A 25,095-nucleotide genomic window follows, 5' to 3' on the forward strand; every position below is an offset into this window, starting at 1 on the left:
CGGCGCCGTCTCGTAGTCTTGAGCCCGTGCAGGAACTCCACGACGCCCCCCTCGCCCCGCTGACCACCTTCCGGCTGGGCGGCCCCGCCACCCGGCTGGTCACCGCGACCACCGACGACGAGGTGATCGCCGCCGTCCGCGAGGCCGACGCCGCGGGCACCCCGCTGCTGGTCATCGGCGGCGGCTCCAACCTGGTCATCGGTGACAAGGGCTTCGACGGCACCGCGCTCGTCGTCGCCACCAAGGGCGTCACCCTCGACGGCACCGGCCTGGAACTGGCCGCGGGAGAGGTGTGGACCGACGCCGTCGCCGCCAGTGTCGAAGCCGGACTCGCCGGCATCGAGTGCCTGGCCGGCATCCCCGGCTCCGCCGGCGCCACCCCCATCCAGAACGTCGGCGCCTACGGCCAGGAGGTCGCCTCGACGATCACCGAGGTCGTCGCCTACGACCGGCGCTCCGGAGAGACCGTCACGCTCTCCAACGAGGAGTGCGCCTTCTCCTACCGGCACAGCCGCTTCAAGGCCGACCCCGAGCGGTACGTCGTCCTGCGCGTCCGCTTCCGCCTCGAGGACGCCGACGGCATGTCCGGCCCGGTCAAGTACGCCGAGACCGCCCGCGTGCTCGGCGTCGCTCCCGGCGAGCGGGTCCCACTGGCCACCGCCCGCGACACGGTCCTGAAGCTCCGCGCCGGCAAGGGCATGGTGCTGGACCCGGAGGACCACGACACCTGGTCGGCCGGCTCCTTCTTCACCAACCCGATCCTCGACGACGAGACGTTCGCCGCATTCCGTACACGCGTGCGGGAGCGGTTGGGGGACGGCGTGGAGCCGCCCGCCTACCCCGCAGGCGAGGGACGCACCAAGACCTCCGCGGCCTGGCTGATCGACAAGGCCGGCTTCACCAAGGGATACGGCAGCGGGCCCGCCCGCATCTCCACCAAGCACACCCTCGCGCTGACCAACCGCGGCGAGGCCACCACGGAGGACCTGCTGGCGCTGGCCCGCGAGGTCGTGGCGGGCGTCCGCGAGGCGTTCGGGATCACCCTGGTGAACGAGCCGGTCATGGTGGGCGTCGGCCTCTAGCCGCGAACTCCGTTGCCAAAGGGCTCACACGGCCGTGACCATGGGCCGGTGAGGCTCCCCGCATGCAGCTGAGACTGCTCCAGTACCGGCCCCGCACAGGGCCGCACGAACACCGTGTCGTCCAGCCGCACCGGCCGCTGCGCCACACGTCGCTGTTCGCCCCCGAGCCCATCGGCCTGCTCCTCGGCGACCACGACGGGCTGAACCGCCTCGCCGGCCTGTTCTCTTCGCCGCGTACTCCCGCCGCACCGTCGTCCATGTGCCGCTGCGCGACACGGTGCCGCCCGACGAGGGCCAGGGGGAGCGTGTGGACCTCGTCGTGGCCCACCACTCCTACGGACTGCGCCCGAGCCAGTGGCCGCGGCTGCGCCGCGCGCTGGGACAGGGCACGTCTCTGACCGTGCGGACCGACGAGGCGCGTACCGGCCGTGACGCGTCCGCCTGGCGCGAGCGCGCCGCGCTCCCCGGCTGCCGGGACGAACTGCGGCACGCCCTGCACGCCCGCACCTTCTTCCTCTTCGGCAGCCGGGATGTCTTCGCCGAGGCGGCCACGTCCTTCGCCTACGCGGCCGGCTGGGGGCCGAGTCAGAAGGGCGTCACGCAGGGACGGCTCGCGATGGTGTCGGCCCTTCCCGGCCTCGTCCAGCAACCGGGCGGAGGGCACCCGCACGAGGTCCTGATCTGCTACAAGGCGTATCCGCCCTACGCCCACTTCACCCCACCGGGGCGGTCAGCCAGGCGTCGACGTCGGACAGCAGCTTCTCCTTGACGTCCTCCGGCGCCGCCGAGCCCCGGATCGACTGCCGGGCCAGCTCGGCCAGCTCCGCGTCCGTGAAGTCGTGGTGCCGCCGCGCGATCTCGTACTGCGCCGCCAGCCGGGAGCCGAACAGCAGCGGGTCGTCCGCGCCCAGCGCCATCGGCACACCCGCGTCGAACAGCGTGCGCAGCGGCACGTCCGCCAGCTTGTCGTAGACGCCGAGGGCGACGTTCGACGCCGGGCACACCTCGCAGGTGACGCCCCGGTCCGCGAGCCGCTTCATCAGCCGCGGGTCGTCCGCCGCCCGCACGCCGTGGCCGATGCGGTGCGCGTCCAGGTCGTCCAGGCAGTCACGGACCGACGCCGGCCCGGCCAGTTCGCCGCCGTGCGGAGCCGACAGCAGCCCGCCGTCCCGGGCGATGGCGAACGCCCGGTCGAAGTCGCGGGCCATGCCGCGCCGCTCGTCGTTGGAGAGGCCGAAGCCGACGATCCCCCGGTCGGCGTAGCGCACGGCGAGGCGGGCCAGCGTGCGGGCGTCCAGGGGGTGCTTCATCCGGTTGGCGGCCACCAGCACCCGCATGCCGAGCCCGGTGTCACGGGACGCGGAGTCCACCGCGTCGAGGATGATCTCCAGGGCCGGGATCAGCCCGCCCAGCCGCGGCGCGTACGAGGTCGGGTCGACCTGGATCTCCAGCCAGCCGGAGCCGTCCCGGATGTCCTCCTCGGCCGCCTCCCGCACCAAGCGCTGGATGTCCTCGGGTGATCTGATGCACGAGCGCGCCGCGTCGTACAGGCGCTGGAAGCGGAACCAGCCGCGTTCGTCCGTGGCCCGCAGCCGGGGCGGCTCCCCGCCGGTCAGGGCGTCGGTCAGCGCCTCCGGCAGGCGCACCCCGTACTTGTCGGCCAGCTCCAGCAGGGTGCTGGGCCGCATGGACCCGGTGAAGTGCAGATGCAGGTGGGCCTTCGGCAGCTCAGAGACATCACGTACACGCTCCATCCGCCGATCCTGCCGCACGTCACCGCCGTCCCGGTAGCGCTTTCCCCGGACGTGGTCTTGCTCGCACAGACGATCGGGGGCGCCCAGGCCAGTCCTGGGCGCCCCCGGAGCGGAACGGAAGGGACGTCAGTCCCGCGCCTCCGCCAGCAGCTTCTGGATGCGGCTCACGCCCTCGACGAGGTCCTCGTCGCCCAGCGCGTAGGACAGCCGCAGGTAGCCCGGCGTGCCGAACGCCTCACCGGGGACCACCGCGACCTCGGCCTCCTCCAGGATCAGCGCGGCCAGCTCGACCGTGTTCTGCGGGCGCTTGCCGCGGATCTCCTTGCCGACCAGCGCCTTCACCGACGGGTACGCGTAGAACGCGCCCTCGGGCTCGGGGCAGACCACGCCGTCGATCTCGTTGAGCATCCGCACGATGGTCTTGCGGCGGCGGTCGAACGCCTCACGCATCGTGGCGACCGCGTCCAGGTCGCCGGAGACGGCGGCGAGGGCGGCGGCCTGCGCGACGTTCGACACGTTCGACGTGGCGTGCGACTGAAGGTTGGTCGCGGCCTTCACGACGTCCTTCGGGCCGACGACCCACCCGACCCGCCAGCCGGTCATGGCGTACGTCTTGGCGACGCCGTTGACGACGACGCACTTGTCGGCCAGCTCGGGTACGACCACCGGCAGGGAGTGGAACTCGGCGTCCCCGTAGACCAGGTGCTCGTAGATCTCGTCCGTGAGGACCCACAGGCCCTTCTCGGCGGCCCAGCGGCCGATCTCCTCGATCTGCTCGCGGCTGTAGACGGCGCCGGTCGGGTTGGAGGGCGAGACGAACAGGAGAACCTTGGTGTTCTCCGTGCGGGCCGCCTCCAGCTGCTCCACGCTCACCCGGTAGCCGGTGGTCTCGTCGGCGACGACCTCGACCGGGACACCGCCCGCCAGCCGGATCGACTCGGGGTACGTCGTCCAGTACGGCGCGGGGACGATGACCTCGTCGCCCGGGTCGAGGATCGCGGCGAAGGCCTCGTAGATGGCCTGCTTGCCGCCGTTGGTGACCAGGATCTGGGCCGGGTCGACCTCGTAGCCGGAGTCGCGCAGCGTCTTGGCGGCGATCGCCTGCTTCAGCTCGGGCAGGCCGCCGGCCGGGGTGTACCGGTGGTACTTGGGGTTCTTGCAGGCCTCGATCGCGGCCTCGACGATGTAGTCCGGCGTCGGGAAGTCGGGCTCACCGGCGCCGAAGCCGATCACCGGTCGCCCGGCGGCCTTGAGGGCCTTGGCCTTGGCGTCCACGGCGAGGGTGGCGGACTCGGAGATCGCGCCGACTCGGGCGGAGACCCGGCGCTCGGTGGGAGGGGTTGCAGCGCTCATGAGGCCCATCGTTCCAGACACGAAACACACTCGGCACAGCGGTTTCACGGACTGAACAACACCGGGCAAAGGGTGGAACACCAGTCCGCATCACGTGTCCGCGGGCGGTGTGGCCAGGACGATCACCGGCCTTCGTGTGGCCGGTGAGCCCCCTCCCAGGCACTTTCTGTTCGACGCCCGGCCCAGGAACACGTACACTCTCACCTCGTTGGCCTTCAGCGGGCCGCGCTCAGCCGGTGCACACCAAGCACCCGGCCGGATGCGGTACGTTGGGGGACGCACAAAGGGTCGTAGCTCAATTGGTAGAGCACTGGTCTCCAAAACCAGCGGTTGGGGGTTCAAGTCCCTCCGGCCCTGCTACACACACCTTCGCCAGGATGTGTGCGCATGTACGTACAGCAATGCACCGCCGTGCGGCTCAGACCGGGCGCGGCACGGCCACGACCCGGAATCAGGTGAGGACGAGTGACGGACGCCGTGGGCTCCATCGACATGCCTGATGCCCAGGAGAAGAAGCCCCGCAAGGGCGGCAAGCGTGCCAAGAAGGGCCCTCTGAAGCGTCTCGCGCTCTTCTACCGCCAGATCGTCGCGGAACTCCGCAAGGTCGTCTGGCCCACGCGCAACCAGCTGACGTCGTACACGACCGCGGTGATCGTCTTCGTGGTCCTGATGATCGGCCTGATCACCCTGATCGACTATGGCCTCAGCAACGCCGCCAAGTACGTCTTCGGCTGATCCCCGAGCGAAGAGCGCCGAGGTACCCGGCGCTCCTTTCGCATGTTCCACCCCTATGTATCCAGGAAGAAGCAGCCACCGTGTCTGACCCGAACGTGAACGACGCCGTCGAGCCTTACGGCGAAGGGGCCGAGTCCGCCGAGGACGCGCTCGCCGCCGTCGAGGCCGCGGACGTCGAGGACACCGAGGCCTCCGCCGAGGCCGAGGCTGCCGACACCACCGACGCCGACGCCACCGACACCGAGGCCGCGGACGAGGAGTCCGCCGAGGCCACGGAAGAGGCCGAGGCCGAGCCGGAGGACGACCGCGACCCGGTCGAGAAGCTCCGCGAGGAACTGCGGACGCTCCCCGGCGAGTGGTACGTCATCCACACCTACGCGGGCTACGAGAACCGCGTGAAGACCAACCTCGAGCAGCGCGCCGTCTCGCTCAACGTCGAGGACTACATCTTCCAGGCCGAGGTGCCGCAGGAAGAGGTCGTCCAGATCAAGAACGGCGACCGCAAGACGATCAAGCAGAACAAGCTCCCGGGCTACGTCCTGGTCCGCATGGACCTGACGAACGAGTCCTGGGGCGTCGTCCGCAACACCCCGGGTGTCACCGGCTTCGTGGGCAACGCCTACGACCCCTACCCGCTGACGCTGGACGAGATCGTCAAGATGCTCGCCCCGGAGGCCGAGGAGAAGGCCGCCCGCGAGGCCGCCGAGGCCGAGGGCAAGCCGGCTCCGCAGCGCAAGGTCGAGGTCCAGGTGCTGGACTTCGAGGTCGGCGACTCGGTCACCGTCACCGACGGCCCGTTCGCCACGCTGCAGGCGACCATCAACGAGATCAACCCCGACTCCAAGAAGGTCAAGGGCCTGGTGGAGATCTTCGGCCGCGAGACGCCGGTCGAGCTCTCCTTCGACCAGATCCAGAAGAACTAGCCTTCTGGACCGGCTGATTCACAGCTTCCGCGCAGGTCAGGCGAACGCTCGCGCGTTTGTCTGACCTGCTCGGTTTTTGGCCGCGCATCCATACCCGTTATCGTTGTGCGGTATGCCTGCGTTCCGGAACTCTTCCGGGACCTGGGCAGGACCCGAATTCGAAAGGACCCGGAGAGCCATGCCTCCCAAGAAGAAGAAGGTCACGGGGCTCATCAAGCTCCAGATCCAGGCCGGTGCCGCGAACCCGGCCCCGCCGGTCGGCCCCGCGCTGGGTCAGCACGGCGTCAACATCATGGAGTTCTGCAAGGCCTACAACGCCGCGACGGAGTCGCAGCGCGGTTGGGTCATCCCGGTGGAGATCACGGTCTACGAGGACCGTTCCTTCACCTTCATCACGAAGACCCCGCCGGCCGCGAAGATGATCCTCAAGGCCGCGGGCGTGGAGAAGGGCTCCGGCGAGCCGCACAAGACCAAGGTCGCGAAGATCACCGCCGACCAGGTCCGTGAGATCGCCACGACCAAGATGCCCGACCTCAACGCCAACGACCTGGACGCCGCGTCGAAGATCATCGCCGGCACCGCCCGTTCCATGGGCATCACGGTCGAGGGCTGACCTCCACCCCCGTAAGCCAAGCAGTAGTGGCAGGGCCGGCTCGGCCCGGACCACAACTCCTCGAACGCACAGGAGCTTTCAGTGAGCAAGCGCAGCAAGTCTCTCCGCGCTGCGGACGCCAAGATCGACCGGGAGAAGCAGTACGCCCCGCTCGAGGCCGTCCGTCTCGCCAAGGAGACGTCCACGACCAAGTTCGACGGCACCGTCGAGGTCGCCTTCCGTCTGGGTGTCGACCCGCGCAAGGCCGACCAGATGGTCCGTGGCACCGTGAACCTCCCGCACGGCACCGGTAAGACCGCCCGGGTCCTGGTCTTCGCGACCGGTGACCGTGCCGAGGCCGCGCGTGCCGCGGGCGCCGACATCGTCGGCGCCGACGAACTGATCGACGAGGTGTCGAAGGGCCGTCTGGACTTCGACGCCGTCGTCGCCACCCCGGACCTCATGGGCAAGGTCGGCCGCCTCGGCCGCGTGCTCGGTCCCCGTGGTCTGATGCCGAACCCGAAGACCGGCACCGTGACCCCGGACGTCGCCAAGGCTGTCAACGACATCAAGGGCGGCAAGATCGAGTTCCGTGTCGACAAGCACGCGAACCTGCACTTCATCATCGGCAAGACGTCGTTCGACGACACCAAGCTGGTGGAGAACTACGGCGCGGCCCTGGAGGAGATCCTCCGTCTGAAGCCGTCCGCCGCCAAGGGTCGCTACATCAAGAAGGCCGCCATCAGCACCACGATGGGCCCCGGCATCCCGCTCGACCCGAACCGCACCCGCAACCTCCTCGTCGAGGAGGACCCGGCCGCCGTCTGAGCAGCCGGGTGAGCCGGCCGACGGCCGGACTCGCGCACGCGTGACAGAACCCGTCCTCGCGCCCAACTCGGGCGCGGGGACGGGTTTTTTCGTACGTCTGTGTCGGTGCGGTGGGTTACCGTTCACAGGAATCACATACGAAGTAAGCCGAAACATCAGGGGTGGGTATTCATGGCCATGGCCGCATGGAAGCGCGCGGGTGTCTGTCTGACGGCCGCGGCGGTCGTCGTGGGCCTGGCGGGGTGCCAGGACGGTGACGGGGGCGGGAGCAAGAAGGCCGCGGGCTCGTCAGGCTCCAAGGCGCAAACGCAGAACGAGGCGACGGAGGTCCTTCAGGCGGCCTTCAAGAAGACCTCCGAGGCGAAGTCCTCGAAGGTTCGGATGACGATGACCATGCCGGCCGGGCTGGACGGCGGCGGCACCATGGAGATGTCCGGGGTGCAGGGGTGGGACCCGGCGGTCATGGACGTCACCATGAAGGGCTCCGCCCTCACCGCGGGCGCCCCGGGCGGGCCCCAGCAGGTCCGCATGATCATGCTGGACGGTGCCATGTACATGGACATGGGTGCCGAGCAGGCCGCGCAGATGGACGGCAAGCGCTGGATGAAGATGGACTTCAAGGCCCTCGCCGACGCGACCGGTGACCCTGAGGTCCAGAAGCAGATGACCGGCGGCCTGGAGAACATGAACCAGGACCCGGCGCAGCAGCTCGCCCTGCTGCTGGGCTCGCCCAGCTTGAAGCACGTGGGCCCGGACAAGGTCGACGGCGTCGAGACGCAGCACTACAAGGGCAGGCTGACGGTCGAGGAGATGCTCGACACCAACAAGGCGCTCGACGGGCTGTTCACCAAGGCGGAGCGCGAGCAGCTCGTCGCCAACATGAAGAAGACGGGCCTGAAGGGCTACGACACGGAGGTCTGGGTCAACGAGGACAACTACCCGGCCAAGATGGTCGTCGGCATGACCATGACCGAGGGCACGATGAAGATGACCGCCCACTACTCCGACTACGGCGCCAAGGCCGAGGTCAAGGCGCCGGCCGCGGGCGAGACCTTCGACTTCATGGAGCTGATGAAGGAGCTGGAGTCGCTGGGCGCGGGGGCGGCTTCCTAGCCCCCCGAGCCGGCCTGTGAGCCGTCGGCTCCCGGCGCCGAGGACGCGTCGGGAGCCCCCGGTCGGCCGATTTGCCTGACGCCGATCCGGTCACGTACTCTTCCGAGGAAGCCAAAGACCGCTGGTCGTTGCCGTGCGCTCGTAAGAGGGTGCGGTGGCCGAAGGATCCGCTGAACTGCGGACGACCCGCGCAGGTGTCAGTGGAAGAGTTCCCGGAAGGCCGCCGCCGCAAGGCGCGGAGATCCGGTTGAGCTTCGCCCCGTGCGCCTGCGCCCGGGGCGTTTCGTTTTCCCCAGTCCTCCTTCGGGTCCGCGCGGTCCGAATCACCCGGAAGGAGGCCGAGGCTCTATGGCGAGGCCCGACAAGGCTGCCGCGGTTGCCGAGCTGACGGACAAGTTCCGCAGCTCCAACGCCGCCGTGCTGACCGAGTACCGCGGTCTCACCGTGGCGCAGCTCAAGACGCTGCGTCGTTCGCTCGGTGAGAACGCCCAGTACGCCGTGGTGAAGAACACGCTGACCAAGATTGCGGCCAACGAGGCCGGGATCACGCTCGACGACCAGCTCTTCGCTGGCCCGACGGCGGTCGCCTTCGTCACCGGTGACCCGGTGGAGTCGGCGAAGGGTCTTCGTGACTTCGCCAAGGACAACCCGAATCTCGTCATCAAGGGCGGTGTCCTTGACGGCAAGGCGATGTCCGCCGACGAGATCAAGAAGCTCGCGGACCTCGAGTCCCGCGAGGTGCTGCTCTCCAAGCTGGCCGGTGCCTTCAAGGCGAAGCAGTCCCAGGCTGCCTCCGTCTTCCAGGCGCTGCCGTCGAAGCTCGTCCGCACCGTGGACGCGCTCCGTGCCAAGCAGGACGAGCAGGGCGGTGCCGAGTAATTCGGCTCGCTTTCCGGCCCTCACCGCATGAGGTGAGGACCGATGCGGGCCCGAGTAACGCCCGCCTCACCCAGTACACCCGGCACCTGCCGATTTAGTGGAAGGACCGCCATCATGGCGAAGCTCACCCAGGACGAGCTGCTGGCCCAGTTCGAGGAGATGACCCTCATCGAGCTCTCCGAGTTCGTGAAGGCTTTCGAGGAGAAGTTCGACGTCACCGCCGCCGCGGCCGCCCCGGTCGTCGTCGCCGGCCAGGGCGGCGGCGCTGCCGCCGAGGCCGTCGAGGAGAAGGACGAGTTCGACGTCGTCCTCACCGGCGCCGGCGACAAGAAGATCCAGGTCATCAAGGTCGTGCGCGAGCTGACCTCCCTGGGTCTGAAGGAGGCCAAGGACCTCGTCGACGGCACCCCGAAGCCGGTCCTCGAGAAGGTCAACAAGGAAGCCGCCGACAAGGCCAAGGAGGCCCTCGAGGGCGCCGGCGCCTCCGTCGAGGTCAAGTAAGACCTTCCGGGTCCGCAGGGATCCGTCACGCGCCTCCAGAGGCGTGTAACGCTCAAGCGCTGAGGAGCGATCATCCATCCGGGTGGTCGCTCTTCGGCGTTCCGGGGGGTCGGCGGCGACTGCCTTGCACCCGGGACGGCGGGGGGTATGGTGATCTTCGTTGTGCCTCCGAGGGGCCGCGGAGATGAGCCGGACGGCGGCGGTTCGGGCAAGGGGGGCCCTTGACGAACCGCACGCAGCGCGCAATTCTCAGGACGCGTCGTCACAAGGATCCGAATCCGAGGCATGGATCGACGGCAAAGAGGGCAGTATCACCGTGCGTTGAGGGCAGCGCCTTGCCGCAGGAGTTGATGACAACGAGGGCCTCCAACCGGTCTCGTACACCGCACTGGACATCAGTGTGCCAAGTGGCTACACTGACCCTTTGCGCTGCCTGTTAGCTGTCCCCTGCCCGTCACCAGGGGCATGCCCTCACTCGAGCATGGACGACCGGATCACTTCCGACCTGGAATGTCCGTCTCTGCGCCCAGTGGGGGGCCGGTACGCGCGTAGTGAGTCCGAGCCCTCGGAAGGACCCCCTCTTGGCCGCCTCGCGCAACGCCTCGACCGCGAATACGAACAACGGCGCCAGCACCGCCCCGCTGCGCATCTCCTTTGCAAAGATCAAGGAGCCCCTCGAGGTTCCGAACCTTCTCGCGCTGCAGACCGAGAGCTTTGACTGGCTGCTCGGCAACGACGCGTGGAAGGCTCGCGTCGAGGAGGCTCTCGAGAACGGGCACGACGTCCCCACCAAGTCCGGTCTGGAGGAGATCTTCGAAGAGATCTCCCCGATCGAGGACTTCTCCGGGTCGATGTCGCTGACCTTCCGCGACCACCGCTTCGAGCCGCCGAAGAACTCCATCGACGAGTGCAAGGAGCGCGACTTCACGTACGCCGCCCCGCTCTTCGTCACGGCCGAGTTCACCAACAACGAGACCGGCGAGATCAAGTCCCAGACCGTCTTCATGGGCGACTTCCCGCTCATGACGAACAAGGGCACCTTCGTCATCAACGGCACCGAGCGTGTCGTGGTGTCCCAGCTGGTGCGCTCGCCCGGCGTCTACTTCGACTCCTCCATCGACAAGACGTCCGACAAGGACATCTTCTCCGCCAAGATCATCCCGTCCCGGGGTGCCTGGCTGGAGATGGAGATCGACAAGCGCGACATGGTCGGTGTGCGCATCGACCGCAAGCGCAAGCAGTCCGTCACCGTCCTCCTGAAGGCGCTCGGCTGGACCACCGAGCAGATCCTCGAGGAGTTCGGCGAGTACGAGTCCATGCGCGCCACCCTGGAGAAGGACCACACCCAGGGCCAGGACGACGCGCTGCTCGACATCTACCGCAAGCTGCGTCCGGGCGAGCCCCCCACCCGTGAGGCCGCGCAGACGCTGCTCGAGAACCTCTACTTCAACCCCAAGCGCTACGACCTCGCCAAGGTCGGCCGCTACAAGGTGAACAAGAAGCTCGGCGGCGACCAGCCGCTCGACGCCGGCGTGCTCACCACCGACGACATCATCGCCACCATCAAGTACCTGGTGAAGCTGCACGCCGGTGAGACCGAGACGGTCGGCGAGTCGGGCCGGACGATCATCGTCGAGACCGACGACATCGACCACTTCGGCAACCGCCGCATCCGCAACGTCGGCGAGCTGATCCAGAACCAGGTCCGTACGGGTCTCGCCCGTATGGAGCGCGTCGTGCGCGAGCGCATGACCACCCAGGACGTCGAGGCGATCACGCCGCAGACCCTGATCAACATCCGGCCGGTCGTCGCCTCCATCAAGGAGTTCTTCGGCACCAGCCAGCTGTCCCAGTTCATGGACCAGAACAACCCGCTGTCGGGGCTGACGCACAAGCGTCGTCTGAACGCCCTCGGCCCGGGTGGTCTCTCCCGTGAGCGGGCCGGCTTCGAGGTCCGTGACGTGCACCCCTCGCACTACGGCCGCATGTGCCCGATCGAGACGCCCGAAGGCCCGAACATCGGTCTGATCGGTTCGCTCGCCTCCTACGGGCGGATCAACCCGTTCGGCTTCATCGAGACGCCGTACCGCAAGGTCGTCGACGGCCAGGTCACCGACGAGGTGGACTACCTGACCGCCGACGAGGAGGACCGCTTCGTCATCGCGCAGGCCAACGCGCCGCTCGGCGACGACATGCGCTTCGTCGAGAACCGCATCCTGGTCCGCCGCCGCGGCGGCGAGGTCGACTACGTCCCCGGCGACGAGGTCGACTACATGGACGTCTCGCCGCGCCAGATGGTGTCGGTCGCGACCGCCATGATCCCGTTCCTCGAGCACGACGACGCCAACCGTGCCCTCATGGGCGCGAACATGATGCGTCAGGCCGTGCCGCTGATTAAGTCCGAGGCCCCGCTCGTCGGCACCGGCATGGAGTACCGCTCCGCCGTCGACGCCGGTGACGTGGTCAAGGCGGAGAAGGCGGGTGTGGTCCAGGAGGTCTCCGCGGACTACATCACCACGGCCAACGACGACGGCACGTACATCACGTACCGCCTGGCCAAGTTCTCCCGCTCCAACCAGGGCACCTCGGTCAACCAGAAGGTCATCGTCGCCGAGGGCGACCGGATCATCGAGGGCCAGGTCCTCGCCGACGGTCCGGCCACCGAGAACGGCGAGATGGCGCTCGGCAAGAACCTGCTCGTGGCGTTCATGCCGTGGGAGGGTCACAACTACGAGGACGCGATCATCCTGTCGCAGCGCCTCGTGCAGGACGACGTCCTCTCCTCGATCCACATCGAGGAGCACGAGGTCGACGCCCGTGACACCAAGCTCGGCCCCGAGGAGATCACCCGGGACATCCCGAACGTCTCCGAGGAGGTCCTCGCCGACCTCGACGAGCGCGGCATCATCCGCATCGGCGCCGAGGTCATCGCCGGCGACATCCTCGTCGGCAAGGTGACCCCGAAGGGTGAGACCGAGCTGACCCCCGAGGAGCGCCTGCTGCGCGCGATCTTCGGTGAGAAGGCCCGTGAGGTCCGTGACACCTCGCTGAAGGTGCCGCACGGCGAGACCGGCAAGGTCATCGGCGTCCGCGTCTTCGACCGCGAGGAGGGCGACGAGCTTCCCCCCGGTGTCAACCAGCTGGTGCGCGTCTACGTCGCGCAGAAGCGCAAGATCACCGACGGTGACAAGCTCGCCGGCCGTCACGGCAACAAGGGCGTCATCTCCAAGATCCTGCCCATCGAGGACATGCCGTTCCTCGAGGACGGGACCCCGGTCGACATCATCCTCAACCCGCTCGGCGTGCCGTCCCGAATGAACCCGGGACAGGTGCTGGAGATCCACCTCGGCTGGCTCGCCAGCCGTGGCTGGGACGTCTCCGGCCTCGCCGAGGAGTGGGCCGAGCGGCTCCAGGTCATCGGCGCCGACAAGGTCGAGCCCGGCACCAACGTCGCCACCCCGGTGTTCGACGGTGCGCGCGAGGACGAGCTCGCGGGTCTGCTGCAGCACACCATCCCGAACCGCGACGGCGAGCGCATGGTGCTCCCGAGCGGCAAGGCGCGGCTGTTCGACGGCCGCTCGGGTGAGCCGTTCCCGGACCCGATCTCGGTCGGCTACATGTACATCCTGAAGCTGCACCACCTGGTCGACGACAAGCTGCACGCCCGTTCGACCGGTCCGTACTCCATGATCACCCAGCAGCCGCTGGGCGGTAAGGCTCAGTTCGGTGGCCAGCGGTTCGGCGAGATGGAGGTGTGGGCACTCGAGGCGTACGGGGCCGCCTACGCGCTCCAGGAGCTGCTGACCATCAAGTCCGACGACGTCACCGGCCGCGTGAAGGTCTACGAGGCCATCGTCAAGGGCGAGAACATCCCCGAGCCCGGCATCCCCGAGTCCTTCAAGGTGCTCATCAAGGAGATGCAGTCCCTGTGCCTGAACGTGGAGGTGCTGTCCTCGGACGGCATGTCCATCGAGATGCGCGACACCGACGAGGACGTCTTCCGCGCAGCGGAGGAGCTTGGCATCGACCTGTCCCGGCGCGAGCCGAGCAGCGTCGAAGAGGTCTGACGGGAGTCCGGCGGCCTTCCCCGTGAAGGCCGCCGGCCCCAGGACCCCCGTTTCAGACCCCATGACTTACAACCCTGAGAGGGATTGACGCATAGTGCTCGACGTCAACTTCTTCGACGAGCTCCGGATCGGTCTGGCCACCGCTGACGACATCCGTCAGTGGAGCCACGGCGAGGTCAAGAAGCCCGAGACCATCAACTACCGCACCCTCAAGCCCGAAAAGGACGGACTCTTCTGCGAGAAGATCTTCGGTCCGACCCGGGACTGGGAGTGCTACTGCGGCAAGTACAAGCGCGTCCGCTTCAAGGGCATCATCTGTGAGCGCTGTGGCGTCGAGGTCACGCGCGCCAAGGTGCGCCGTGAGCGGATGGGCCACATCGAGCTCGCCGCGCCCGTCACGCACATCTGGTACTTCAAGGGTGTCCCGAGCCGGCTGGGCTACCTGCTCGACCTGGCCCCGAAGGACCTCGAGAAGGTCATCTACTTCGCCGCGTACATGATCACGTACGTGGACGAGGAGCGCCGTACCCGCGACCTGCCGTCGCTGGAGGCCCACGTCTCCGTCGAGCGTCAGCAGATCGAGAACCGCCGGGACGCCGACCTGGAGGCCCGCGCCAAGAAGCTCGAGACCGACCTGGCCGAGCTCGAGGCCGAGGGCGCCAAGGCCGACGTCCGCCGCAAGGTGCGCGAGGGCGCCGAGCGTGAGATGAAGCAGCTGCGCGACCGTGCGCAGCGCGAGATCGACCGCCTCGACGAGGTGTGGAACCGGTTCAAGAACCTCAAGGTCCAGGACCTCGAGGGCGACGAGCTGCTCTACCGCGAGCTGCGTGACCGCTTCGGCACGTACTTCGACGGCTCGATGGGCGCCGCGGCGCTGCAGAAGCGCCTGGAGTCCTTCGACCTCGAGGAGGAGGCCGAGAAGCTCCGCGAGATCATCCGCACCGGCAAGGGCCAGAAGAAGACCCGCGCCCTGAAGCGGCTGAAGGTCGTCTCCGCGTTCCTGCAGACCTCCAACAGCCCCAAGGGCATGGTCCTGGACTGCGTCCCGGTCATCCCGCCGGACCTGCGTCCGATGGTGCAGCTGGACGGTGGCCGCTTCGCAACCTCCGACCTGAACGACCTGTACCGCCGTGTCATCAACCGCAACAACCGCCTGAAGCGGCTTCTCGACCTCGGCGCGCCCGAGATCATCGTGAACAACGAGAAGCGCATGCTCCAGGAGGCCGTGGACGCGCTCTTCGACAACGGCCGTCGTGGCCGCCCGGTGACGGGCCCCGGCAACCGTCCGCTGAAGTCGCTGTCCGACATGCTCAAGGGCAAGCAGGGCCGCTTCCGTCAGAACCTGCTCGGCAAGCGAGTCGACTACTCGGCGCGTTCCGTCATCGTCGTCGGCCCGCAGCTGAAGCTGCACCAGTGCGGTCTGCCCAAGGCCATGGCGCTGGAGCTCTTCAAGCCGTTCGTGATGAAGCGCCTGGTCGACCTGAACCACGCGCAGAACATCAAGTCGGCCAAGCGCATGGTCGAGCGCGGCCGCACGGTCGTGTACGACGTGCTGGAAGAGGTCATCGCGGAGCACCCGGTTCTGCTGAACCGTGCGCCCACGCTGCACCGCCTCGGCATCCAGGCCTTCGAGCCGCAGCTGGTCGAGGGCAAGGCCATCCAGATCCACCCGCTCGTCTGCACCGCGTTCAACGCGGACTTCGACGGTGACCAGATGGCCGTCCACCTGCCGCTCTCCGCGGAGGCGCAGGCCGAGGCCCGCATCCTGATGCTGTCCTCGAACAACATCCTCAAGCCGGCCGACGGCCGCCCGGTGACGATGCCGACCCAGGACATGGTCCTCGGTCTGTTCTTCCTCACCACCGACGGCGAGATGCGCGACCTCAAGGGCGAGGGCCGTTCCTTCGCCTCGGTCGCGGAGGCGATCATGGCCTTCGACGCGGGCGAGCTCTCGCTCCAGTCGAAGATCGACATCCGCTTCCCGGTCGGCACCATCCCGCCGCGCGGCTGGACCCCGCCGGTGGGCGAGGACGGCGAGACCGAGGGCGGCGCCGAGTGGCAGCAGGGGGACCCGTTCCGCCTGAACACCACCCTGGGCCGGGCGCTCTTCAACGAGCTGCTGCCCGAGGACTACCCGTTCGTCGACTACGAGGTCGGCAAGAAGCAGCTCTCCGAGATCGTCAACGACCTCGCCGAGCGGTACCCGAAGGTCATCGTGGCGGCGACGCTCGACAACCTGAAGGCGGCCGGCTTCTACTGGGCGACCCGTTCCGGCGTCACCGTGGCCATCTCCGACGTCGTCGTTCCCGAGGCGAAGAAGGAGATCGTCAAGGGCTACGAGGCGCAGGACGAGAAGGTCCAGAAGCAGTACGAGCGCGGTCTGATCACCAAGGACGAGCGCACGCAGGAGCTCATCAACATCTGGACCAAGGCGACCAACGAGGTCGCCGAGGCGATGAACGACAACTTCCCGAAGACCAACCCGATCTTCATGATGGTGAACTCGGGTGCACGAGGCAACATGATGCAGATGCGTCAGATCGCCGGTATGCGTGGTCTGGTGTCGAACGCGAAGAACGAGACGATCCCGCGTCCGATCAAGGCGTCGTTCCGTGAGGGCCTGTCCGTGCTGGAGTACTTCATCTCCACGCACGGTGCCCGTAAGGGTCTGGCGGACACCGCTCTGCGTACCGCCGACTCGGGTTACCTCACCCGTCGTCTGGTCGACGTCTCCCAGGACGTCATCATCCGCGAGGAGGACTGCGGCACCGACCGCGGTCTGCGCCTGAAGATCGCGAGCCGGGACGAGACGGGCGTGCTCCGCAAGGAGGGCGACGTCGAGACGTCCGTGTACGCGCGCTGCCTCGCCGAGGACATCGTCGTCGACGGGCAGGTGCTGGCCCCGGCCGGCACCGACCTGGGCGACGTCCTCATCGAGGAGCTCGTCCAGCGCGGCGTCGAGGAGGTCAAGACCCGCTCGGTCCTGACCTGCGAGTCCGCCGTCGGCACCTGCGCGATGTGCTACGGCCGTTCGCTGGCCACGGGCAAGCTGGTCGACATCGGTGAGGCGGTCGGCATCATCGCCGCCCAGTCCATCGGTGAGCCCGGCACCCAGCTGACGATGCGTACCTTCCACACCGGTGGTGTGGCCGGTGACGACATCACCCAGGGTCTGCCGCGTGTCGTCGAGCTCTTCGAGGCCCGTACCCCGAAGGGTGTCGCCCCGATCTCCGAGGCCTCCGGCCGCGTGCGGATCGAGGAGACGGAGAAGACGAAGAAGCTCGTCGTCACCCCGGACGACGGCAGCGACGAGACGGCGTACCCGATCTCGAAGCGCGCCAAGGTCCTGGTCTCCGAGGGCGAGCACGTCGAGGTGGGCCAGCAGCTCACCGTGGGTGCCACCAACCCGCACGACGTGCTGCGCATCCTGGGTCAGCGTGCCGTCCAGGTCCACCTGGTCGGCGAGGTCCAGAAGGTCTACAACTCGCAGGGCGTGTCGATCCACGACAAGCACATCGAGATCATCATCCGGCAGATGCTGCGCCGCGTGACGATCATCGAGTCCGGCGACGCCGAGCTGCTGCCCGGCGAGCTGGTCGAGCGGTCGAAGTTCGAGACCGAGAACCGTCGTGTGGTCCAGGAGGGCGGTCACCCGGCCTCCGGTCGTCCGCAGCTCATGGGTATCACCAAGGCCTCGCTGGCCACGGAGTCCTGGCTGTCGGCGGCGTCCTTCCAGGAGACGACGCGAGTCCTCACGGACGCGGCGATCAACGCCAAGTCCGACTCGCTCATCGGCCTCAAGGAGAACGTCATCATCGGTAAGCTCATCCCGGCCGGTACGGGTCTGTCCCGCTACCGCAACATCCGGGTCGAGCCGACCGAGGAGGCCAAGGCCGCGATGTACTCGGCCGTCGGCTACGACGACATCGACTACTCGCCGTTCGGCACCGGCTCCGGCCAGGCCGTTCCGCTGGAGGACTACGACTACGGTCCGTACAACCAGTAAGCGAGTCGCCTGAACCGAAGGGCGGTCACTCCGTACGGGGTGGCCGCCCTTCGGCGTGTGCGCCCGCGGACGCGTATCTGGAACCGCACGCCCCGTGCGCTGCGTTCCTGTGGGTGAAACGCTCATACTGGGACTGTCCGTCCCGGCCCTGGGGAGGCAGCCGTGTCGTATCCGACTCCGTGGCAGGGGCCTCCGTTGCCCGGATCCGGCGTCCCGTCGATGCTGGCCTCCCACGCGGACCGCGAGCGCGCGGTGGACGTGCTGCGCGCGGGGTACGGGGAGGGCCGCCTGGACCACCCGGAGTTCGAGAAGCGGGTGGCGCGTGCCTACTCGGCGCGTACGGTGGGGGAGCTGTCCCTCCTGGTGGCCGACCTGCCGCAGGGCCCGGCGCCCCAGCCGATGACACCCCACGGCCCGGTCCCGCCGGCGTTCCTGCCCCGCCCGCAGCCCCGCACCAACGGCAAGGCGCTGGCGTCCATGGTGTGCGGGGTGCTGTGCGTGGCCACCGGCGGCCTCACCGGCATCCCGGCCGTGATCCTCGGGCACATGGCCCAGTCCGAGATGCGCCGCACCGGCGAGACGGGCGACGGCATGGCCCTGACGGGGCTGGTGCTCGGGTGGCTGTCGGTGGCGGGGTGGCTGGTCTTCCTGGGGCTGTTCGGGCTGCTGGCGGTGGTGGCGACGTCGGGCTGAGCCCTCAGCGCGGCGGCCGGAGGTACTCCTGCAGGTGGTGCAGCCGCGTGTGGTAGTCGGGATGCGAGGACAGCAGCCTGCTGGCGGGCGCCTCCTTCTCCTGCGCTCCGCCCTGCCCGGCCGCGGCCAGCTGCGCCTGCTCCTGCTGGTGCAACTTCTCCAGCACGGCGGCCAGCATCGGAGCGAAACCCAGCGCCGCCGCGTGTTGATCGGCCCGCAGCTCGGAGCGGCGGCCGACGGCGGCCAGGGCGTACGGCATGCCCAGGAGCAGCAGCGGCAGACCGTACAGGGTGCCGATGGTGGCCAGGGCGACGCCACCGACGCAGATGCCGAAGAACGCCACGCCGATGCAGGAGAACGCCCGCGACACGTGGAACAGGAAGCCGGTGACGGTACGCAGCAGCCGCCAGGCGATCCGGCCGGGCAGCGCGTACCAGTAGCCCAGCAGCCCGGACCAGGCGTGCCCGCCGACGTGGTGGCCCAGCTCGTGCGCCATGACGGCGGCCAGTTCGCCGTTGGGCAGCTGGTTCAGGGCGAAGCGCGTCACGCCCACGATGTGGCCGGCGGCGGCGACGGCGTTGAGGCTGTCGCTGTCCTCGACCCACAGTTCGTAGTTGCGGCCCTCGACGCCGGCACGGGCGGTGACCTCACGCCAGACCGGTTCAAGTGTGGCCCGTTCTTGCGGAGTGGGGTAGCGCAGACGGAGCAGATGGCGTGCGAGGGCGCTTTCGGTGGGCCGGTGGAAGACAAGTGCGCCACTGGCCAGCCAGGCCAGTATGACCAGAGGGCCGAGGCCGCCGAAGAGCAGCGAGACCAGGACGACGACCACCAGACTGCACAGGAAGTTCGGCAGGTACAGGAGCAGGTTGCCGAAGGCGGTGGCGTCGGTGTGCCGCTGGTGGCTGGAGACGTGGACACGCCCGCGGTGGGCGGTGTCGATGTGGTGCGGGTGCAGCGGGGAGCCGGGTGGCGCGACGGCGGGGGGGTGCGGATACGGGGGCGGCGGGGCCGCGGCCGCCTGGGGGAGAGGCGGCCGCGGCTGGGGAGCCGTGGGGTACTGCGGTACGGGACCGGGTCCCGGGTGGTGCGAGGTCTGCGGGGCCGTCGGGTACGGGGGCGGCTGTGCCGCGGACATGGGGACCTGCGGGGGCTGCGGGTACGGCGGCGCCTGCGGCGGGACGTACGGCTGTCCGGGCCCGGGCGCGGAGGGGTGGGTAGGCGGGACCCGGGGCGTCTGCGCCCCTGGTTGCGACGGCCCGCCCGCAGGCTCGGGGTACTCCGGGGGGATCGGCGGTGGCTGGGTCATGGTGCTTGCTTCCTTCGAGGGACGTGCGCGGGAGGCCGTCCGCGTGGGTCAGCCGGTGAGCAGGGAGGCGGGCAGCAGGAGCGTGCCGGTGCAGAAGGCGATCAGGCCGGTGCGGATCCACTGGTGCTTGCGCCAGGCGATGAGGCTCGTCTCGGTGAGCGCCGTCGTCAGAGCGGCCAGGGGATCGGCCTCGGTGTCGGCGAGCGCGGAGTCCAGCCGGCCCGCTTCGACGGCCCGCCGGATGTCGCCGAAGTACGACAGGGGCTGCCCCGGCGCCCAGCTTCCGCTGCGGTAGCGGGGCAGGACGGCCAGGAGGAGCGCCAGCAGTGACAGGGCGAGGGCCGCGATTCCGGCCCACCACACCACGGCCCCCAGGGCGGACAGCCTGTCCGGCGACCAGTCACGGCCCGCGAGCAGACCGCTGAACACGCCCGCGGTGATGCCGAGCGCGGCGACGAGGACGGCTGCCTTGCTGTCGGCGCGGGCGATCTCGGTGCGCAGGTCCGCGAGCAGGCGTTCGCACACCTGGGTGTGGGCGGCGGAGGGGGGCGCCGCGGGCGGCGCCGGGACCGGGGGCATCGGGGAGGGGGCGTCCGGGTCGACGGCGGTCATGACTCCGGTTCCTTCTCCGCGGGCGCCGTCGGGTCGGGCGCGACGGGCGGTTGCTGCGGGGGCGCGGTCGGCGTGGTGCCGTAGCCCGGAGGCGGCTGCCAGGCCGGGGCCGTCGAGGGCGGCGGCGGGTACGTCCCAATCGGGGATACGGGCGGGACCGGCGGGGTGTACGGCCCGGGCGGCGGCGTCCGGGGCGGGCCGGGCGGCGGGGTGTACGACGCGACGACCGGGGGCGGGAACTCCGCGGGCCGGGGCGCGTGTGCGTCCGGGGTGCCGGGTGCACCGGGGGATGAGGGGGGTGCCGCGGGCGGGGCGTTGTCGGCCCCGGCCCCGTCAGGCGACGGCAGCAGGGGCGGGTCCTGCGGTACCCCGGGCAGCCGCTGGTTGAGGATGTCGCTGACGGTGCGCAGCGCGAGCTGCTTGGGCCCCTCCAGCTCGAACTTCTCCGCGCCCTCCCCGCCTAGCAGCTCCTTCACCAACTCCATCTGGGCCTGGATCATGCGGAGCTGGTCCTCGCGCATGCTGTTCATCACCAGGTGCGAGTCCTCCGGGTGCTGCGCCAGGTGCAGTGCCCAGGAGTGCACCCCGCCCTGTGAGAGATGCCACTGGTAGAACTCGATCTTCTGGGCCTCGATCTGCTGCATCTCCAGCGACTGCCGCCCCTGGAGCATCGCCTGTTCGTGCTGCCACCGGTGCTGCTGCATGGCCAGCTCCTGCTGTTGACGGCCGTACTCCAGGGACCGCGCGGACTGGAGCGCGTCCTGCCGGCGGTGGCGTTCGTCCATGGCGACGTCGACCCGCATGCCCTCCTGCGCCGCGTGGATCTGCTCCTCCGCCGAGTGGCCGATCTGCTGGAGCCTCCGCTGGTGCTCGATGTCCGCCTGGTCCCGCCGTAGCCGGAGCGTCCACGACACCTGCAGTCCCGCGGGAGCCCCCAGCGGACCGATGACGGTGACGGCGTCCAGCAGTTCCCGTTCGGCCCGCGCGCTGTCCTCGACGGCGAAGCGGCGGGTGACCGGGCGGGCCGCCTGCTGGAGTTCGCCGATGAGCAGCGTGGGCACGTCCCGGACGCCGCAGGCCACGAACCGGGCCGGGTCCAGCACCTGCCACGTGACATCCACCTCGGCGGTGAACTCGAAGGCGTCGTTGTCGCTGGGCAGGGTGAGCGTCTCGGTGAACGGGTGGACACCCATGTCCACCTCGTACACGGCGGTGTAACGGCGGGCGGCGATCTCGGCGCGGCTGGGCCGGGCGGGCGGCGGATAGGCCTCGTAATTGCCCTTCGGGGTGGAGAAGACCAGGGCGTGGTCGATGCGGACCACGTGCTTCAGGGACAGCTCGAAGCGGGACAGCTGTCTCACGGTGAGCACGGGGTCGGTCAGCCGGGTGTGCCGGTCGGCGGACTGCTGCCACTCGGGCGGACGGTGGAAGGAAGGCATGGGCCGGATGTCTTTCGTCGGTGGGGTCGGAGCGTCAGCGGGGCGGCAGCGCGCCCAGCAACCGGGCGGCGACCTCCGGCGGGGGGTTCCCGTCCTCGCCGGGCATGGTGCGCAGCAGGTGGCTGAGCCGCTGGTACTCGGTCGGCGTGGTGACGAGCCTCGGCAGCAGTGCGGCGAGCGCCCATTCGACGGTGGTGGAGCGGTCGGCGACCAGAACCCACTCACGCATCGCCGCGAGGGCACCCGTCGTGTGCTGCGGGTCGCCGAGCGCCTCGCGCCACAGGTGCGCGATGCCGTCGGCGTCCCGGTGCTCGTCGGTCGCGGCGCGGGCGTACCGGTCGAGGACCAGCGGGACGCCGTGGCGCTCGTCGTCCTGGGTGCGACGGCAGGCGCTGACGAAGCCGCCGAGGGCCAGGTCGTGCACGGCGCGATCGTCGTCGAGGTGGGCGCGCAGGTCGTCGAGGACCTCGGAGGAGGCGGGGGAGAGCAGCAGCAGTTCCACGGCCTCCGCGAGCTCACCGGCCGTCTCCACGTCGAAGTCGTCCGGATCGCCCACGTTCCGGTACAGCTCGCGGGCCGCGGCGCGCAGCGCGGCGAGCGCCTGGGCTGGCCGCTCGGGACCGATCAGGGCGTAGGCGCGGACCGCCACCCAGCGCAGCCGGGGGTCCTCGGCTGACGACCAGGTGTCGAGGATGCGCGGCACGTTGGGGGTGCCGATGTGGTGGGCGAGGGTCAGCGCGTTGACGGCGACGAGCCGGTGGCGGAACCGGTTGGACCGTGCCCAGGGCTCGATGACCAGGGCCATCGCGGACGGCAGGTCGGTACGGGCGAGCACGGCCACGGTTGATGCGGCGCGGGTGCGCACCAGCGGGCGTCCGTCGTCGGCGAGTCGGCGCAGCCACGAGATCAGCGCGGGCCGCGCCGACGGGTGCCCCGTCCACACCTCGCGCAGCAGCACCAATGCGGCCCGCTCGTCGTGGAACGCGGCCTTCGTCTGCGTGATCGGGCCCCACTCGGTGTGCTCCTCGCCCTCGGACAGCCGGGCGCGGGCGAGCTGAAGACGCTTGCCGATGTGGGTGCCGAAGATCGGGATGTCCGGTGCCCGGGAACGGTCCTGCGTCTGCTGGAGGAAGTCGTACAGCCGGTCGCCGAGTTCGGCGGTGAGCGCGTAGGGGCCGTCGTCGAACGCGGCGAGCGCGATCAGGAACGCCTTGTCCCGCAGGTGGACGGTGTTCTCGTCCTCCTCGAACCACTCGCGGACCTGGTTCTCCAGCGACACCAGCGAGAAAGAGGCGACCTCCTGTTCGGTGGCCTCACCCGCGGCGAACCGGCCGAGCAGCTGGGCGAAGGCGGCCACTTCGCGCAGCTGATGGCCGCGGTCGAGGAACTCCTTGACCGCCGGCAGCTCCAGCAGGCGCGGTACGGCGTCCTGGCCCGCGCGGACCCGCAGGTGCGCGGCGAGCACGTCCGCGTCGGCGGGTGGCCGCCACTCGACGGGGAGGACGTCGTCCTCCAGGACGGCGGTCGGTCCCACGGTGATCACCGCGTACGCGTTCCGCTCGGCGAGGCGGTCGGCGGCGCCGAGCAGTTGGGTCTCGCGGAGGGCGCTGCCGCGGCGTGTCTCCAGGTCGCACAGCACGTAGCCGCGGGCCGCGCCGGGACGGTCCGCGGCGCCGTCCGGCGTGTCGTCGCGTGCGGTGAAGGCGTCGGCCAGGGAACCGGGGGTGGTCGCGCGGTCGAGGGCGATTACGGGGGCCGCGCCGAGCCTGTGCAGCAGCATCAGGGCGGCCGTGCGCCGACCGGAGAAGCGGGCGCCTGAGAGGACCAGCACCCGCTCCCGGCGCAGCCGTTCGACCAGGTCGCCGAAGGCGTCGGCTGTGGTGACGAAGGTAGCGGCGAGCCGGGTCAGGGTGGAGGGCGGGATTTCGCCCGAGGCGGAGGCGGCTGTGGACAGGCCGGGGAACGTCCAGTGATGGACCGTCTTGGTGCCCATGACCACGTCGCCGGTGACCTGGCCGCCGGAGACGCCGTGCTGGTCGCCCTCGACGTAGCCGCCGCCGAACTCGGCATGCGAGCCGACCTTCATCGTGCGAGGGCTGTGGTCGACCAGGTCGCGGCGGGCCGACCACGCGTTCTGCGGCTGGTCGTGCTCCTCCGTCTCCTCGGCGGAGGACTCCTTCGCAGGGTGCTCGTCGGGCGTGGCCCCGTCCGGGGCGGTGGCGTCTTTGGGGGCCGCCGGGTCGGGTCCGTTCACGAGCGGTCACCGTCCGTCTTGGTGCCCATGACCACGTCGCCGGTGACCTGGCCGCCGGAGACGCCGTGCTGGTCGCCCGCGACGTAGCTGCCGCCGAACGACACGGTGCCGCCGTTGACGTCCAGGACCGGACCCGGCGCCGGGGCTCCCCGGTGTGCTGCCGGCGCCGGGTGGTTCCGGGCGTCCTCCGCGGCGCCGGGGGCGGTCGACGCCGGGCGGTCCCCCGATCCGCCCGGCGCTTCGCCCGCCCCCTGCTCACCGTGGTCCTCCCCGGCCGACGGCACCGGGCCGTGCAGCCACGCCGTCAGCGGGCCGTTCTTCGTCTCCACGGACACCCGATGGAAGTCGGCGGCCGGGACGCCGGGGTGGTCGTGGCGTACGACGCCCTGGTACACGGAGTCCGAGACGCACAGGGCGAAGCCGTCGGGGCGCTCTCGCAGGGCCGCCCTGAGGAGGGCGGCGTCCAGCAAGCGGCAGGCGTGGTTGAGGTCGGAGCCGACCCAGCCGTGGAGGCCGTCGACTGCCACGTAACCGCCTGCGACGACGCCGCGGAGCCTCATCTGCGCCGAACGGGACGCCATGCGGTTCACGGCTCGCAGTTCCGTGGGGATCTCGGTGAGGAGGGCCCGCATCAGTGCGGTGACCGGCGCGTTCGCGTCGATCAGCTCCATCACGGAGTCGCCGCGGTCGGCGCGCGTGCGCAGCGTCTCGTCGATGCCGGCGGCCTCCAGCGCCCGATCGGTGACGTCGTACAGCATGCGCCGCAGATACGCCTGCTCGACGTCGTCCCGGTCGCTGAACCTCTCGATGTCCAGCAACAGGATCGTGCGGCTCACGGGGTGGGTCATGGTCGCCCTTCGCAGGATGGGGTGGTCGCGCAGGGCAGCAGAGTGGCGTGAGCGGAGCGTGGGGCGTGAGGGCGTATGACCCAGAGAAACTGTGTACCTGTACACAGAAG

Annotated in this window: 18 protein-coding genes, 1 tRNA gene and 1 pseudogene; 13 read left to right on the forward strand and 7 right to left on the reverse strand. The window is 69.6% G+C overall.

The window, feature by feature from the left end:
- The first annotated feature begins 26 nt into the window (after positions 1-26).
- Complete coding sequence (locus ACQZOG_RS17425) at positions 27-1,082, forward strand: UDP-N-acetylmuramate dehydrogenase (protein WP_033272487.1); 1,056 nt, start codon at positions 27-29, stop codon at positions 1,080-1,082.
- A gap of 62 nt (positions 1,083-1,144) precedes the next feature.
- Positions 1,145-1,851 (forward strand): annotated as a pseudogene (locus tag ACQZOG_RS17430) (hypothetical protein).
- On the opposite strand, the gene ACQZOG_RS17435 reads toward ACQZOG_RS17430, so the two are convergent.
- Both ACQZOG_RS17435 and ACQZOG_RS17440 read right to left on the reverse strand, forming a co-directional pair.
- Positions 1,796-2,836: an adenosine deaminase gene (locus ACQZOG_RS17435; protein ID WP_058916771.1), complete on the reverse strand. Its 1,041-nt coding sequence runs from the start codon at positions 2,834-2,836 to the stop codon at positions 1,796-1,798. The pseudogene ACQZOG_RS17430 and the gene ACQZOG_RS17435 overlap by 56 nt on opposite strands.
- A 126-nt stretch (positions 2,837-2,962) precedes the next feature.
- Complete coding sequence (locus ACQZOG_RS17440) at positions 2,963-4,189, reverse strand: pyridoxal phosphate-dependent aminotransferase (protein ID WP_033272485.1); 1,227 nt, start codon at positions 4,187-4,189, stop codon at positions 2,963-2,965.
- 284 nt (positions 4,190-4,473) lie between these two features.
- Here ACQZOG_RS17440 and ACQZOG_RS17445 point away from each other — a divergent pair.
- From ACQZOG_RS17445 to ACQZOG_RS17495, 11 genes are all read left to right on the forward strand, one after another.
- Positions 4,474-4,546 (forward strand) — tRNA-Trp (locus tag ACQZOG_RS17445).
- A gap of 108 nt (positions 4,547-4,654) precedes the next feature.
- On the forward strand, positions 4,655-4,924 hold the full coding sequence (gene secE / locus ACQZOG_RS17450) for a preprotein translocase subunit SecE (protein ID WP_033272484.1): 270 nt from the start codon (positions 4,655-4,657) through the stop codon (positions 4,922-4,924).
- A gap of 80 nt (positions 4,925-5,004) precedes the next feature.
- Entirely contained in the window at positions 5,005-5,847 is an 843-nt protein-coding gene (gene nusG / locus ACQZOG_RS17455) for a transcription termination/antitermination protein NusG (protein WP_037641051.1), read from the forward strand.
- Positions 5,848-6,025: 178 nt separating this feature from the next.
- Positions 6,026-6,460: a 50S ribosomal protein L11 gene (gene rplK, locus ACQZOG_RS17460; protein ID WP_024883170.1), complete on the forward strand. Its 435-nt coding sequence runs from the start codon at positions 6,026-6,028 to the stop codon at positions 6,458-6,460.
- A gap of 81 nt (positions 6,461-6,541) precedes the next feature.
- Positions 6,542-7,267, forward strand: coding sequence for a 50S ribosomal protein L1 (rplA, locus tag ACQZOG_RS17465; RefSeq protein ID WP_033272482.1), 726 nt, complete (start codon positions 6,542-6,544; stop codon positions 7,265-7,267).
- A gap of 171 nt (positions 7,268-7,438) precedes the next feature.
- Positions 7,439-8,380: a hypothetical protein gene (locus ACQZOG_RS17470; RefSeq protein ID WP_380827043.1), complete on the forward strand. Its 942-nt coding sequence runs from the start codon at positions 7,439-7,441 to the stop codon at positions 8,378-8,380.
- A 348-nt stretch (positions 8,381-8,728) separates the two neighbouring features.
- On the forward strand, positions 8,729-9,259 hold the full coding sequence (gene rplJ, locus ACQZOG_RS17475; protein ID WP_019525220.1) for a 50S ribosomal protein L10: 531 nt from the start codon (positions 8,729-8,731) through the stop codon (positions 9,257-9,259).
- A gap of 114 nt (positions 9,260-9,373) precedes the next feature.
- Entirely contained in the window at positions 9,374-9,760 is a 387-nt protein-coding gene (gene rplL, locus ACQZOG_RS17480; protein WP_033272480.1) for a 50S ribosomal protein L7/L12, read from the forward strand.
- 581 nt (positions 9,761-10,341) lie between these two features.
- Complete coding sequence (gene rpoB, locus ACQZOG_RS17485; RefSeq protein WP_033272479.1) at positions 10,342-13,827, forward strand: DNA-directed RNA polymerase subunit beta; 3,486 nt, start codon at positions 10,342-10,344, stop codon at positions 13,825-13,827.
- Positions 13,828-13,921: 94 nt separating this feature from the next.
- The gene (locus tag ACQZOG_RS17490) at positions 13,922-17,833 is read left to right on the forward strand and encodes a DNA-directed RNA polymerase subunit beta' (protein ID WP_033272478.1); all 3,912 of its coding nucleotides are present in this window, start codon (positions 13,922-13,924) and stop codon (positions 17,831-17,833) included.
- 162 nt (positions 17,834-17,995) lie between these two features.
- Entirely contained in the window at positions 17,996-18,526 is a 531-nt protein-coding gene (locus ACQZOG_RS17495; protein WP_359498706.1) for a DUF1707 and DUF4190 domain-containing protein, read from the forward strand.
- A gap of 4 nt (positions 18,527-18,530) precedes the next feature.
- Here ACQZOG_RS17495 and ACQZOG_RS17500 read toward each other — a convergent pair whose 3' ends face one another.
- The 5 genes from ACQZOG_RS17500 to ACQZOG_RS17520 form a co-directional block, all read right to left on the reverse strand.
- The gene (locus ACQZOG_RS17500) at positions 18,531-19,661 is read right to left on the reverse strand and encodes a M48 family metalloprotease (RefSeq protein WP_359520348.1); all 1,131 of its coding nucleotides are present in this window, start codon (positions 19,659-19,661) and stop codon (positions 18,531-18,533) included.
- 219 nt (positions 19,662-19,880) lie between these two features.
- Positions 19,881-20,444, reverse strand: a complete 564-nt coding sequence (locus ACQZOG_RS17505; RefSeq protein WP_261675466.1) for a Pycsar system effector family protein — start codon at positions 20,442-20,444, stop codon at positions 19,881-19,883.
- Positions 20,441-21,883, reverse strand: a complete 1,443-nt coding sequence (locus ACQZOG_RS17510) for a hypothetical protein (protein WP_354793188.1) — start codon at positions 21,881-21,883, stop codon at positions 20,441-20,443. Before ACQZOG_RS17510 ends, ACQZOG_RS17505 begins: the two co-directional genes overlap by 4 nt.
- A 34-nt stretch (positions 21,884-21,917) precedes the next feature.
- Complete coding sequence (locus ACQZOG_RS17515) at positions 21,918-24,137, reverse strand: hypothetical protein (RefSeq protein WP_359520350.1); 2,220 nt, start codon at positions 24,135-24,137, stop codon at positions 21,918-21,920.
- Positions 24,134-24,985: a hypothetical protein gene (locus tag ACQZOG_RS17520; RefSeq protein WP_261675470.1), complete on the reverse strand. Its 852-nt coding sequence runs from the start codon at positions 24,983-24,985 to the stop codon at positions 24,134-24,136. The genes ACQZOG_RS17515 and ACQZOG_RS17520 overlap by 4 nt, the downstream gene beginning before the upstream one ends.
- Positions 24,986-25,095: the final 110 nt, after the last annotated feature.

The organism is Streptomyces sp. P13-3-3 (assembly GCF_050571355.1).
GTDB lineage: Bacteria > Actinomycetota > Actinomycetes > Streptomycetales > Streptomycetaceae > Streptomyces > Streptomyces althioticus.

What these genes read in the sequence shown, in the direction of transcription:
- ACQZOG_RS17435 (WP_058916771.1), bottom strand. Translation starts at nt 2,836, where the DNA reads ATGGAGCGTGTACGTGATGTCTCTGAGCTGCCGAAGGCCCACCTGCAT.
- ACQZOG_RS17440 (WP_033272485.1), bottom strand. Translation starts at nt 4,189, where the DNA reads ATGAGCGCTGCAACCCCTCCCACCGAGCGCCGGGTCTCCGCCCGAGTC.
- rplK (WP_024883170.1), top strand. Translation starts at nt 6,026, where the DNA reads ATGCCTCCCAAGAAGAAGAAGGTCACGGGGCTCATCAAGCTCCAGATC.
- ACQZOG_RS17470 (WP_380827043.1), top strand. Translation starts at nt 7,439, where the DNA reads ATGGCCATGGCCGCATGGAAGCGCGCGGGTGTCTGTCTGACGGCCGCG.
- rplJ (WP_019525220.1), top strand. Translation starts at nt 8,729, where the DNA reads ATGGCGAGGCCCGACAAGGCTGCCGCGGTTGCCGAGCTGACGGACAAG.
- rplL (WP_033272480.1), top strand. Translation starts at nt 9,374, where the DNA reads ATGGCGAAGCTCACCCAGGACGAGCTGCTGGCCCAGTTCGAGGAGATG.
- ACQZOG_RS17500 (WP_359520348.1), bottom strand. Translation starts at nt 19,661, where the DNA reads ATGTCCGCGGCACAGCCGCCCCCGTACCCGACGGCCCCGCAGACCTCG.
- ACQZOG_RS17505 (WP_261675466.1), bottom strand. Translation starts at nt 20,444, where the DNA reads ATGACCGCCGTCGACCCGGACGCCCCCTCCCCGATGCCCCCGGTCCCG.
- ACQZOG_RS17510 (WP_354793188.1), bottom strand. Translation starts at nt 21,883, where the DNA reads ATGCCTTCCTTCCACCGTCCGCCCGAGTGGCAGCAGTCCGCCGACCGG.
- ACQZOG_RS17520 (WP_261675470.1), bottom strand. Translation starts at nt 24,985, where the DNA reads ATGACCCACCCCGTGAGCCGCACGATCCTGTTGCTGGACATCGAGAGG.